The organism is Agromyces sp. C10 (assembly GCF_023217995.1).
GTDB classification, from domain to species: Bacteria; Actinomycetota; Actinomycetes; order Actinomycetales; family Microbacteriaceae; genus Agromyces; species Agromyces indicus.
This window is the reverse complement of the sequence record NZ_JALPSX010000005.1, coordinates 230697-242521: the sequence shown is the minus strand read 5'-3', so window position 1 is coordinate 242521 and position 11825 is coordinate 230697. Positions and strand designations below refer to the sequence as shown.

Below are 11825 nucleotides of genomic sequence, written 5' to 3'. Positions count from 1 at the left end.
GATACCGGTACCAGAGTTTTTCTCGCGCGAATCGCGATCGATACATCGCCGTAACGGGGTTGCGGGCGCGACTGGGCGATATATGCACATAAAAAGCGCCGATCACAGGGGATTACGACGATGTGTGACCCTTGCCGGACTCGCCGATGTTGTTGACGCCCCGAACGGCGTATGTCAGCATGATGCCGACCTGATACCGGTACCAGATCACGACGACCTGCCGGTTCCGCATCGAAAGGACCACCATGCTCGAGACCACGCTGCTCGGCTTCGACGAGACCACCTTCCGAGCGCAGACGGCCAGCGCCGTCGCGCTCCGCCCGCAGATCGAGGAGGTCGTCGACCGCCTCCGCGCCGAGGGCTTCGCCAACCTCTTCCTCATCGGCGCCGGCGGCACGTACGCCGCGATGTGGCCGTACGAGCACCTCGCCCGCCGCAGCTCGACGCTGCCGGTGCGCGCGGTCATCGCCGCCGAGCTCATCGAGTCCGGCGACGCGACGCTCGGCGCCGACTCCGTCGCGATCTTCACGTCCGTCTCGGGCACCACCGACGACAGCCTGCGCGCGATCGAGTACTGCAAGCAGCGCGGCGTGACCACGATCGGCTTCACGGGCTACCCCGAGTCGCCCATCGCGCAGGCGGTCGACATCGCACTCGTGTCGGAGCCGAAGACCTGGCCGTTCGACATGCAGATGCTCCTGTTCATGACCCGCCTGCTCTCGGAGCGCGGCGAGTTCGAGGGCTACGAGCGGTTCGCCGACGAGCTGCAGGTGCTGCCCGACGTGCTCGTGCAGGTCGCCGAGCAGGCCGAGCCCGCGGCATCCGCCTTCGCCGAGGCGCACGCCGGCACCGACTACCACTTCCTCGTCGGCGGCGGGAACCTGTGGGGCTTCACCTACCTCTACTCGATGTGCATCCTCGAGGAGATGCAGTGGCTGCGCACCACGCGCGTGCACAGCGCCGAGTTCTTCCACGGCTCGCTCGAGCTGCTCGAGGAGGACACGAGCGTCATCGTCTTCCAGGGCGAGGACGAGACCCGCGCGCTCACCGACCGCGTCGAGCGGTTCGCCAAGCGCATCTCGAAGGACGTGACCGTGTTCGACACGAAGGACTACCCGCTCGAGGGCATCAGCCCCGAGTTCCGCGGGCTCCTGGCGCCGCTGGTGCTCGACACGGTCATGGGCCGGGTGTCGAAGCACCTCGAGCGGGTGCGCGAGCACTCCCTCGACCTGCGTCGCTACTACCGCGTGCTCGACTACTGAGCCGCGCCGACGGATGCCTCGTGGCCGGTGACCGCGCCGCGAGGCATCCGTCGACCTCGACCACCCCTCGACCACCCCGTCCTCAGGAGACGCACATGCGCGTACTCGGCTTCGGCGACAACATCGTCGATCGCTTCCTCGACCGCGGCCTCGACTACCCCGGCGGCAACAGCGTCAACGTCGCCGTGTTCGCCCACCGCCTCGGCGCCGACGCCGGCTACCTCGGCGTCTTCGGCGACGACGAGGCGGGCGCGCTGCTGCGGGAGGCGATCGCGGCGGAGGGTGTCGACGTCGGCCGGTGCGTCGTCCGGGCGGGGGAGAGCGGGGTGTCGACCCTGCGCGTCGAGGACGGCGAGCGCACGTTCCTCGGCTGGAACGGCGGCGGCGTCACCGTCCGCTCGCCGCTCGAGCTCGACGACGACCTCCTCGCCTACGCGGCGGGCTTCGACCTCGTGCACTCGAGCGTGTACTCGCGCAGCGAGTCGCAGCTGCCGAAGCTCGCGGGCACCGGTGCGCTCGTGTCGTTCGACCTGTCGAGCGAGGACGAGTTCCGGACCGACGCCTACCTCGACCTGGTGGCGCCGCACGCCGACCTGGTGCTGCTGTCGTGCTCGCACCTCGGGCTCGACGAGACGGAGGCGCTCCTCGCGCGGGCCGTCGACCGCGGGGCATCCGTCGCCCTCGCGACCCGGGGTACGGACGGCGCCGTCGTCACCGACGGCACGCTGACCGTCGCCGCGCCGGCGCGGCTCGTCGAGGACCCGGCCACGATCGTCGACACCATGGGCTGCGGGGATGCGTTCCTGGCGGGGTTCGTCGTCTCGCTGCTCGGCAGCGGATGGACGCGCGCCTCGCCGCCGTCGCGTGACCGACTCGCGGCCGCGCTCGCCGCCGGGGCGGACGCCGCGTACGACCAGTGCTTCGTCGAGGGCGCGTTCGGTCGCGCCCGTCCGTCCGGCCCTCCCGTCACCCTCGCCGCCGAGCCCGTCGCGGCTACCATGGCGACAGTCGAGGCGCACGGGTGAAAGGGCGGCACGGGAGCATGGCGGAACGCGAGCGAACACCCAGCCCGCCCACCATCTCCGAGGTCGCCGCGACCGCCGGCGTCGGCCGCGCGACCGCCGCCCGCACGCTCGGCGGCTACGGCTACGTGAGCCCCGAGCTCCGCGAGCGCGTGCTCGCCGCGGCCGAGCAGCTGGGCTACCGGGCGAACGCGCTCGCGCGCAGCATGTCGACGGGCGTCACGCACACGCTCGGCGTCATCGTCGCCGACATCGGCAACCCGTTCTTCGCCGGCGTGGTCCGCGGCATCTCCGACACGTCGCGGGAGCGCGGCTTCGACACGATCGTGCTGAGCACGCACGAGTCGCTCAGCGAGGAGATCGCCGCCATGAACGTGCTCATCGACAAGCGCGTCGACGGCGTCATCGTCGCCTCGGCGGCGGTCGAGCGAGCGGATGTCGCGCACCTGACGGCGGCGATCGAGCGCGGCATCCCCGTGGTGCTCGTCGACCGCGAGGTCTCGCACCTCGACCTCGATGCGGTCGTGATCGACAACCGCGAGGCGGCCCGCGAGGCCGTCGATTCCCTGATCCGGGCGGGCCATACCCGCATCGGCTTCGTCTGGGGCCCCACGACCGAGGGGCGGCCGGCGACCCGTCGCGAGCTGCTCGCCGCGGCATCCCGCAACCTCTGGACCGACGCGGAACGCCTCCGCGGCTACCTCGACGCGCTCGACGACGCGGGGATCCCCTTCGACCCCGACCTGGTGATGGTCGGCGAGAAGACCGAGTCGCGGGCCACCGACGAGGTGACGCGCATGCTGGCGCTGCCCGAGCGGGCGACCGCGGTGTTCTGCACCGAGACCGACGCCATGACCGGGTCGCTGCGCGCGGTGCGCGCCGCGGGCCTCGCTTACCCGGCCGACGTGTCGCTCATCGGCTTCGACGACAGCTCGTGGGCCGCGGTCATGGATCCGCCGCTGACGATGATCGAGCAGCCCATGCACGAACTCGGCAAGACGGCCGCGGCGACCCTGCTCTCCCTCATCGACGGCAAGACCACGCCGCGCTCGCGCCACACCCTCGAGACGAAGCTCATTTCGCGCGCGTCGGTGTCGGCGCCGCCGGTCGCGGATCGCGGGTCGCGTTGACGGCGATCCCGGCCGACCGCTAGGGTCGCAAGGCTGCGCATCCCGCGCAGCGATCCCGGAGACCTGCACGAGGAAGGACGAGCCGTGTACCTGCAGCGCACGAATCGCCAGTCCTTCATCGAGCCCGCGAAGCGCCCCGTCATCGGCCTGCTTCGCAATCTCGAGCAGGTGCTCGACCCGGCACGCTGACGCCGCGGCTTCCGCCGCGAATCCCGTCACCCCGTGCCATCCGAGGCCCGGGGTGTTCTTCTGTCTGCGCGCGACGGGAGCCCTCGGGCTCCGCGATCCGAATCGATCGCAACGCAACCAGACAGGAAAGGAACATGGAGAAGCTCTCCGCACGGCTCGTGTCGTGGGCGAGCCTGATCGACGAGAAGACCGTCGAGCAGGCCCGCACCTCGTCGACGATGCCGTTCATCTACCCGCACCTCGCGCTGATGCCCGACGCGCACCTGGGCCTCGGCGCCACGGTGGGGTCCGTCATCCCGACGCTCGGCGCCATCATGCCGGCGGCGGTCGGCGTCGACATCGGCTGCGGCATGATCGCCGTCAGGACCCAGTTCACCGCCGCCGACCTGCCCGCCGACCGCAAGGTCGTCCGAGAGCAGATCGAGCGCGCTATCCCGCTGTCGGCGGGCAAGGCGAACCGCAAGGTCGTCGCGACCGCCGAGCCCCGCATCGCCGAGCTCGAGGCGCTCGCCGAGGCCAAGGGGTTCGACCCCGCGCGGTACGCCGGCAACTGGCGGCAGCAGCTCGGCTCGCTCGGCAGCGGCAACCACTTCATCGAGGTCTCCCTCGACGAGACGGATGACGTGTGGCTGTTCCTGCACTCCGGAAGCCGGGGCGTGGGCAACAAGATCGCCCAGCACCACATCCGGGTCGCGCAGGAGCTGTGCCGGAAGTGGTGGATCGAGCTGCCCGACCGTGACCTCGCCTACCTCGTCGAGGGCACGCCGGAGTTCACGCGGTACATCGCCGAGCTCAAGTGGGCGCAGCACTTCGCGCTGCTGAACCGCGAGGAGATGATGGACCGGGTCATCCGGCAGGTCTCGGAGTGGGTCGGCGTGCCGGTGGAGGAGCGGGAGCGGATCAACTGCCACCACAACTTCACCGAGAGCGAAGAGCACTTCGGCAAGCGGGTGTGGGTGTCGCGGAAGGGCGCCATCAGGGCCGACGCAGGTCGGCCGGGGCTCATCCCGGGCTCGATGGGCACCGCGTCGTACGTGGTGGAGGGCCTCGGGCACCCGATGTCGCTGAACTCGTCGCCGCACGGTGCGGGTCGGCACTACTCGCGCACGAAGGCTCGGGCGACGTTCACGCACGAGCAGCTGCGGGAGGCGATGGTCGGCATCGAGTTCCGCGACACCGACGCCTTCATCGACGAGATCCCTGCCGCGTACAAGCCGATCGACCGGGTGATGGCGGATGCCGCGTCGCTGGTGTCGATCCGGCACACGCTGCGGCAGATCGTCAACGTGAAGGGCGACTGACCGGTCGCGCTCGGCGGACTCGCGGCTGATCGAGGGGGAGGGGCATCCGGCGGATGCCCCTCCCCTTCACGCGAATCGGTCAGTCCTCGTCGTCGGCGGGCAGCCGCGTCGGCTCGCCGCCGATCCCGGTGCCCTCGCCCGAGGGCGCGTCATCCGTCGTCGTGCGGTGCTTGGCGACCTCCTCGTCATCCACCTGCGTCATGGGGATGCGGTCGCGGTCGGCGTCCTTGTTGTCGCCCGGGTCCTGGAAGCCCGTCGAGATGTCGGTCACGGTGTCTCCTTCCGTTTGCTCCACGCTCGCACGCGGCCCGGTGGGGCGGCAGGCGGTTGACAGCACGGATGCCGCGGCCGTGGCATCCGCATGTCGCACGCGCCGGTGAGGCGCACGGCACTGCCGGCCCCGACTGAGCCGCGGCCACCAGCACGGCGCGGCGCCGATCAGTCGAGCATGGCGAGGAAGCGCCGCATCCGGTCGGCGAGGTCCTCCGGCACTTCGGCCGCCGCGAAGTGACCGCCCTCGTCGAGTCGGTCGAACCACCGCAGGTCTCGGTAGTGCGCGCGGGCGAGCGACTCGGGATAGTCGCCCTCGTGCCGCTGCACCCAGACCGCGGCGGGCACGTCGGTCGCAGGGATCGGATCCGGGGTGTCGGCTCCCTCGTAGTACGGACGGAAGGACGACTGGATCGACTGGGTGACCCAGTAGATCATCGCCTCGGTGAGGATGCGGTCGCGCGAGATGCGCCGTTCCACGGCCGACGGATCGCCGGGCGGAGTGTCGCTCCACTCGACGAGCTTCTCGGCGATCCAGGCGAGCAGGCCCGCGGGGGAGTCGTTCAGAGCGACCGCGAGCGTGTCCGGGCGCGTCGCCTGCACGTGGCCGTACGCGCCGTCCGTGCCGTGCTTCTCGGCGAGGGCAGCGAAGAACGCCACCTCGGCCGGGTCGGTGAGCGCCTCGCGCTCGGCGATCGTGGGGAAGTGCGCGTGCGTCGCGGCGATGCCCGCGACGTGCTCGGGATAGCTGGCGGCGATGAGGTCGCTGACGTTCGCGGTGACATCCTCTCCGTAGGTGACGTAGCGCCCGTAGCCGAGCACCTCGGTCATGAGCCGGTGCATGGTGGCCGCGATGCGGTGCTCGGTCATCGGGCCGTCGGCGTACGGCGCCGAGAACGCGAATCCCGGGAGGCTCGCGACGACGACGTGCACGTCGGGCAGCCGGTCGGCGAAGTCGAGCTGCATCGCGAACGTGTGGGGCCACCCGTGCATCACGAGTAGCGCGGGCGCGTCCGGATGCTCCGAGCGCTGGTGCACGAAGTGCACGTTCGCGTCGTCGATCTGCGCGATGAACTGCGGATGCCGGTTCAGCCACGCTTCGCGGGCGCGCCAGTCCCAGTCGATCCAGGTGTCGACGAGCTCGCGGAGGTAGGCCGTGGTCATGCCGGAGGACGGTCGCCGTGGCGAGTCGTCGAGCAGCCGTGCACGCCGGAGCCGAGCGCGCAGGTCGTCAAGCACCTCGTCGTCGACGTGGATCTCGAAGGGCACCGGAGCCGTCATGGTCCGAACCTACGGAGGGCGTCCGACATCCCGAGCTCGCGGGCGCAGCCATCCGACGTGCTCAGCCGCCTCCGGCCGCCGAGCCGCGGGACATCAGCCGCGGGCCGCGGCCCGCTCGGACCGCACCGCGGCTTCGCGGGCGCGCTCATCCCGGTGTGTTCAACCTCGGCATCGCGGTCGGCGCGGCACTCGCCTGGCTCCCCGTCGGGAGCCTGGGCATCGCGGCGCTGCCGGCGCGCGCCCCGCGAGCGCGCGTGAACGAGTCGCGTCGGCGCGGTGGTCCGGTACTTCGGTACTTCGGTACCGAGATCGCGGGCGAGACCCTGCTCGGATGCCGGATGCCGGATGCCGGATGCCGGATGCCGGATGCCGGATGCCGGATGCCGGATGCCGGATGCCGGTCGCCGAAGCGGACCGTTAGCGGGCGGCAGCGCAGGGCAGCGCGTCAGCTGCCAGCGCCGCTCGCACCGCCCGCCGCGTGCCGCCGCACGAGCTCGGCCGCGACATCCGGCACCGAGTTCGTCCACGCCCGGGGCGGGCGCTCGTACCCACCGGCAGGCGGCCGCGGCGGGATCACGATCGGCTCCCACTCGACGGGCTCCCACGGCACCTTCGAGAGCAGGTGGGAGATCATGTTGATCCGCGAGGCGCGCTTGTCGTCGCTCTCGACCTCGTACCAGGGTGCCTCGGCGATGTCGGTGTGCACGAACATGGTGTCCTTCGCGCGCGAGTAGTCCTCCCACTTCGTGATCGACATCACGTCGTTGGGGCTGAGCTTCCAGCGCCGCATCGGGTCCTCGAGCCGCGAGCGGAACCGCTCCTCCTGCACCACGTCGGACACGCTGAACCAGTACTTCAGCAGGATGATGCCGTCTTCGACCAGCATCCGCTCGAAGATCGGCGCCTGCCGAAGGAACCGCTGGTACTCCTCGTTCGTGCAGTACCCCATGACGCGTTCGACGCCGGCGCGGTTGTACCAGGAGCGGTCCATGAGCACCATCTCGCCCGCCGCCGGCAGGTGCGGCACGTACCGCTGGAAGTACCACCGGGTCTTGTCGCGCTCGCTCGGCGTGGGCAGCGCGACGATGCGGGTGACGCGCGGATTCAGGTACTCGCTGACGCGCTTGATCGCGGAGCCCTTGCCCGCGGCATCCCGCCCCTCGAAGATCACCACGACCCGGGCGCCGGTCTGCTGCACCCACGCCTGCATGTCGACGAGCTGCGCCTGCAAGGCGCGCAGTTCGCGCTCGTACAGCGCCTTCGGCATCCGTCTGGTCATCGGGCACCCCTGACCAGAGCCTAGAGCGGATGCCGCGGCACGGCGCGGCACGCGGCATCCGGCGCGCTGCGCCCCCACGAGCACCGCGGGAGGAGTACGCTCGCGGCCAGCAACACCTCGTGCGCTGCGGACTGCAGCGCCTGGGCAAGCGGCCTCGGTCGCGGCGAGGAGGCGGAGATGACGGTTCCCGAGATCAACTACTGGGCGGTGCTGCTGGCGACGCTGTCGAGCATGGTCGTCGGCACGATCTGGTACGCGAAGGGCGTGTTCGGCACGCGCTGGTCGAAGCTCGCGAACGTCGACATGGACCGGCCGGGTTCGAGCGCCGTCGGCCCGATCGTGGTCACCGTGCTCGTCAGCTTCGTGACCGCGTGGGTGCTCGCGGGCGCGTCGACGATCGCGTGGCACTTCTACGGCGGCAGCTACCTGATGGCGGCGATGTTCACCGCGTTCATCCTGTGGGCGGGCTTCACCGCGGCGCGGTTCATCACGCACGACGCGTTCGAAGGCCGGCCCTCGGCGCTCACCACGATGAACATCGGGCACGAGCTCGTCACGGTGGCCGTGATGGGCCTCATCATCGGGGTGTGGCCGCCGGAGGGCACGGTCTAGCCGCGGTCCGCCGCTTCAGGCAGCGCCCTCCCAGCAGCCCCCGCTCCGCCGACCGTAGGATCGTCACATGGCCGGGTTCTGGGGCAAGCGCAAACGGGAAGAGCAGCAGGAGCTCGACGCGCAGGACGCCGACCTGGCCAAGCGCGCCCGGTCCGCCCTGGTCGCCGCCGATGAGCGCATCCGTGTGACCTCCGACGAGCTCGTGTTCGCCGAGGCCGAGCTCGGCGCCGACGCGACGAAGCCGCTGACCCAGGCGCTCACGACCGTCCGCACGCACCTCAGCGAGGCGTTCCACCTGCACCAGCTGAACCACGACGAGATCCCCGACACCCGCGAAGAGCTGCGCACGCGCAACGCGCGCATCGTGCAGCTGTGCGAGTGGGCCGAGGACGTGCTCGACGACCAGACCTCCGCGCTCGCCGAGCGCATCGCACGGGCCCGGCGAGCTCCCGAGATCATCGCCGGCATCCGTGGGGATGTCACGCTCCTCCGCGAGCGCATCCCGCAGGCCCGCGAGACCGTCGACCGGCTCGCGGCCCGCTACGCGCCCGAGGCGCTCGCCCAGGTCGAGGCGAACCCGGCCGAGGCCGAGCAGCTCCTCGGCTTCGCCGAGCACGGCGTTGGCGTCGCCGAGCGGCGGCGTGCGGCGGGGCAGCGGGAGCAGGCGAACCTCGCGCTCGAGGCATCCGCTGAATCGGTGCGGCGCGCCGCGACCCTGCTCGACGCCGTGGAGACCTTCGAGGTCGAGGCGCTGCGGGCCGAGTCGACGCTCGCGGCGATCGTCGAGGACTCCCGCGGCGACATCGCCGTCGCGCTGAGGGAGCCGCACAATCCCGGCGTCGCGAAGGCCATCGCCGAGCTGCAGGCGGCCCTCGCGAACCTGCCGCCGGCGGGCGTCAACACCGACCCGTTCACGCACCTCGATCGCCTGCGCGAGGCGAATTCGGGGCTGGATGCCGCGATCGCCGCCGCTCGCGAACGCGCGGCGCGCCCCATCCCGCCGCTCGACCACGTGCACCACGCCATCGACGACGCCGACCGGCAGCTCGCCGTCGCCCGCGACGTCATCGCCGGGCACCGCGGATGGATCGGCGCCGACGCCCGCACCCGGCTCGCCGAGGCCGAGCGCATCCGCCTCGACCTCGACCACTTCCTCGGCACGCCCGCGGCGACCGCCACCATGATCGACGAGGACCACCGCGAGCAGGCGATGGGCATGGCCCGCCGTGCCGCGTACCTCGCGGGCGAGGCCCTGCAGCTCGCGCGGCGCGACATCGACTCGTCGCGGCCGCAGGGGCCCGACCAGTGGGGCGGCCCCGGTCAGGGCTGGGGCGGCGGGCGTCGCGGCGGCGGCGGCGACATGATGGGCGGCATCCTCGGCGGCCTCGTCATCGGCAGCATCCTCGACGGCATCTTCGACTGACGTCGACGGCGAGCGGATGCCGCGTGGCCTGTGCGCCGCATCCGCTGCCTCTGGTCTGGCTTCGCGATCGGCACGCCGACTTCCATGGCGCGCCCAGATCAGCGCGCCTACCATGGACTATGGCCGGATTCCGGTTCCGGCGCCTCCGCGAGGCGCGTGAACTCGAGGTCCGCGACGCCGCTCCGGCGAAGCGGGCCGCATCGGCCCTGTTCGCCGCCGATGAGCGCATCCGCGCCGCCGCCGAGGAGCTCGCCTTCGCCGAGGCGGAGCTCGGGGCCGACGCGACCGCGCCGCTCGGCGAGGCGCTCGTCGCCGCGCGAGTTCGGCTGAACGAGGCGTTCCGGCTGAACCGCCGCAACGGTGACGCGGTCCCCGGCACGGCCGACGAGGTGCGCACCCGCGCCGCGCGGGTGGTCGAGTTGTGCGCCGAGGTCGAGGAGGTGCTCGACCAGCAGGCCGCCGCGCTCGCCGACCGGGTCGCACGCGTGCGGCGCGCACCCGAGGTCTTCGCCGGCGTGCGGGCCGACGCGGAGCGCCTGCGCGTCCGCATCCCGCACGCGCGCGACACGATCGGCCGGCTCGCCGTCCGCTACGCCCGCGAGGCGCTCGCGCCGGTCGCGGCGAACCCGGCCGAGGCCGAGCAGCTGATCGGGTTCGCCGAGCACAGCCTCGGGGTCGCCGTGCGGCGGCGGGCCGCCGGACAGTTCGAGCCGGCGAGCGTCGCGCTCGAGGCATCCGCTGCCTCGGTGCGTAGCGCCGCGACCCTGCTCGACGCCGTGGACGACTTCGAGGTCGAGCTGCTCCGGGCGGAGGCCGCGCTGGCCACGACCGTCGAGGGCGCGCGCCGGGAGCTTGCCGCGGCGCCCGTCGAGCCGCACGCCCGCAGGGTCGCCGAGGCGATCGCCGAGCTGCAAGCGGCGCTCGCCGACCTCCCTGGCGCCGGCGTCAACACCGACCCGTTCGCCCACCTGAACCGGGTGCGCGAGGCGCGGGCGGCGCTGGATGCCGCGCTGGCATCGGTCCGCGAGCGCGCGAGCCGCCCGACTCAGCCCGTGCGCCCCGTGCGCGGCGCGCACCACATGCACCACGCGATCGAGGACGCCGACCACCGGCTCGACGCCGCCCGCGACGCGATCGCCGGCCACCCCGGCTGGATCGGCGCCGAGGCCCTGGCGCGTCTGGCCGAGTCGGAGCGCACCCGGATCGACCTGGCTCACTGCCTCGGCAGCCCCACCGAGACCGTCGCCGCGATCGACGCGGACCACGGCGCGCGGCTGCTCGCGATGGCGCAGCGGGTCGCGTCCCTCGCGAGCGAGGCCGTGCAGCTGGCACGGCGCGACATCGACGCGTTCCGCTCGCAGAGTCGGCTCCCTGCGGCGTCCTGACCCGGTGCGGTCGGCCCGATCGATCTCCCACCCCGAACCAGAGGAGGATCCCGTGGGCAAGGTGGTCATGTACGCCTCGGTGTCGGTGGACGGCTTCATCGCGGACGAGCACGACCAGCCCGGTCCGCTGTTCGACTGGTTGACCAGCGGCGACGTGCCGTTGGACGAGAGCGGCGTATTGACGGTGTCGCAGGCATCGTTCGACTACGTCCGGCCGTACTGGGACGAGATCGGGGTGACGATCGCCGGCCGCCACGTCTTCGACCTGACGGACGGCTGGGACGGGACGCCGCCGAGCGGGATCGACCACGTGATCGTCGTGACGCACCGGCCGCCGCCCGAGGCGTGGGATGCCGAGGCGCCGTTCCACTTCGTCGACGGCATCGGGGCGGCCGTGGCGAAGGCGCAGGAGCTCGCGGGTGACCGCGTGGTCGAGGTGGCTGCCGGCGACGTGGGCGGCCAGGTGCTTGCCGCGGGCCTGGTCGACGAGGTGCGAATGGATGTCGCGCCCGTCGTGTTCGGGTCCGGCAAGCGCTACTTCGGGTCGGTCGAGGCGCAGCACCTGTTGGAGGATCCCGACGTGGTGATCCGGGGCGACCGGGTGCTGCACCTGCGCTATCGGGTGCGCCGTTGACCGGTTCGAGCACTCGCTCGGCCGCGCGGCGTCCCGG

General features: G+C 72.0%; 11 protein-coding genes. 8 read left to right on the top strand and 3 right to left on the bottom strand.

Annotated features, from left to right (window positions below; genetic code table 11):
- Positions 1–245: 245 nt before the first annotated feature.
- From M1L56_RS07790 to M1L56_RS07775, 4 genes are all read left to right on the top strand, one after another.
- Complete coding sequence (locus M1L56_RS07790; protein WP_231878504.1) at positions 246–1262, top strand: SIS domain-containing protein; 1017 nt, start codon at positions 246–248, stop codon at positions 1260–1262.
- Positions 1263–1357: 95 nt separating this feature from the next.
- Complete coding sequence (locus M1L56_RS07785) at positions 1358–2287, top strand: PfkB family carbohydrate kinase (RefSeq protein ID WP_248598791.1); 930 nt, start codon at positions 1358–1360, stop codon at positions 2285–2287.
- Between the two features lie 17 nt (positions 2288–2304).
- A complete protein-coding gene (locus tag M1L56_RS07780) occupies positions 2305–3414 on the top strand; it encodes a LacI family DNA-binding transcriptional regulator (RefSeq protein WP_248598790.1) in 1110 nt (369 codons plus the stop codon).
- 323 nt (positions 3415–3737) lie between these two features.
- On the top strand, positions 3738–4904 hold the full coding sequence (locus M1L56_RS07775) for an RtcB family protein (RefSeq protein ID WP_248598789.1): 1167 nt from the start codon (positions 3738–3740) through the stop codon (positions 4902–4904).
- A 79-nt stretch (positions 4905–4983) separates the two neighbouring features.
- Here M1L56_RS07775 and M1L56_RS07770 read toward each other — a convergent pair whose 3' ends face one another.
- From M1L56_RS07770 to ppk2, 3 genes are all read right to left on the bottom strand, one after another.
- Positions 4984–5175, bottom strand: a complete 192-nt coding sequence (locus tag M1L56_RS07770; protein WP_248598788.1) for a hypothetical protein — start codon at positions 5173–5175, stop codon at positions 4984–4986.
- Between the two features lie 167 nt (positions 5176–5342).
- On the bottom strand, positions 5343–6455 hold the full coding sequence (locus tag M1L56_RS07765; RefSeq protein ID WP_248598787.1) for an epoxide hydrolase family protein: 1113 nt from the start codon (positions 6453–6455) through the stop codon (positions 5343–5345).
- A 445-nt stretch (positions 6456–6900) separates the two neighbouring features.
- The gene (ppk2, locus tag M1L56_RS07760) at positions 6901–7734 is read right to left on the bottom strand and encodes a polyphosphate kinase 2 (RefSeq protein WP_248598786.1); all 834 of its coding nucleotides are present in this window, start codon (positions 7732–7734) and stop codon (positions 6901–6903) included.
- A gap of 177 nt (positions 7735–7911) precedes the next feature.
- Between ppk2 and M1L56_RS07755 the strand changes: the two genes are divergently transcribed.
- From M1L56_RS07755 to M1L56_RS07740, 4 genes are all read left to right on the top strand, one after another.
- Entirely contained in the window at positions 7912–8346 is a 435-nt protein-coding gene (locus tag M1L56_RS07755; RefSeq protein ID WP_067945552.1) for a DUF1761 domain-containing protein, read from the top strand.
- A gap of 67 nt (positions 8347–8413) precedes the next feature.
- Positions 8414–9769, top strand: a complete 1356-nt coding sequence (locus tag M1L56_RS07750; protein WP_248598785.1) for a hypothetical protein — start codon at positions 8414–8416, stop codon at positions 9767–9769.
- Positions 9770–9888: 119 nt separating this feature from the next.
- Complete coding sequence (locus M1L56_RS07745) at positions 9889–11154, top strand: hypothetical protein (protein ID WP_248598784.1); 1266 nt, start codon at positions 9889–9891, stop codon at positions 11152–11154.
- A gap of 52 nt (positions 11155–11206) precedes the next feature.
- A complete protein-coding gene (locus M1L56_RS07740; protein ID WP_248598783.1) occupies positions 11207–11788 on the top strand; it encodes a dihydrofolate reductase family protein in 582 nt (193 codons plus the stop codon).
- Positions 11789–11825: the final 37 nt, after the last annotated feature.

Coding starts and splice junctions, on each gene's coding strand:
- M1L56_RS07790 (WP_231878504.1), top strand. CDS start 246: ATGCTCGAGACCACGCTGCTCGGCTTCGACGAGACCACCTTCCGAGCG.
- M1L56_RS07785 (WP_248598791.1), top strand. CDS start 1,358: ATGCGCGTACTCGGCTTCGGCGACAACATCGTCGATCGCTTCCTCGAC.
- M1L56_RS07780 (WP_248598790.1), top strand. CDS start 2,305: ATGGCGGAACGCGAGCGAACACCCAGCCCGCCCACCATCTCCGAGGTC.
- M1L56_RS07775 (WP_248598789.1), top strand. CDS start 3,738: ATGGAGAAGCTCTCCGCACGGCTCGTGTCGTGGGCGAGCCTGATCGAC.
- M1L56_RS07765 (WP_248598787.1), bottom strand. CDS start 6,455: ATGACGGCTCCGGTGCCCTTCGAGATCCACGTCGACGACGAGGTGCTT.
- ppk2 (WP_248598786.1), bottom strand. CDS start 7,734: ATGACCAGACGGATGCCGAAGGCGCTGTACGAGCGCGAACTGCGCGCC.
- M1L56_RS07755 (WP_067945552.1), top strand. CDS start 7,912: ATGACGGTTCCCGAGATCAACTACTGGGCGGTGCTGCTGGCGACGCTG.
- M1L56_RS07750 (WP_248598785.1), top strand. CDS start 8,414: ATGGCCGGGTTCTGGGGCAAGCGCAAACGGGAAGAGCAGCAGGAGCTC.
- M1L56_RS07745 (WP_248598784.1), top strand. CDS start 9,889: ATGGCCGGATTCCGGTTCCGGCGCCTCCGCGAGGCGCGTGAACTCGAG.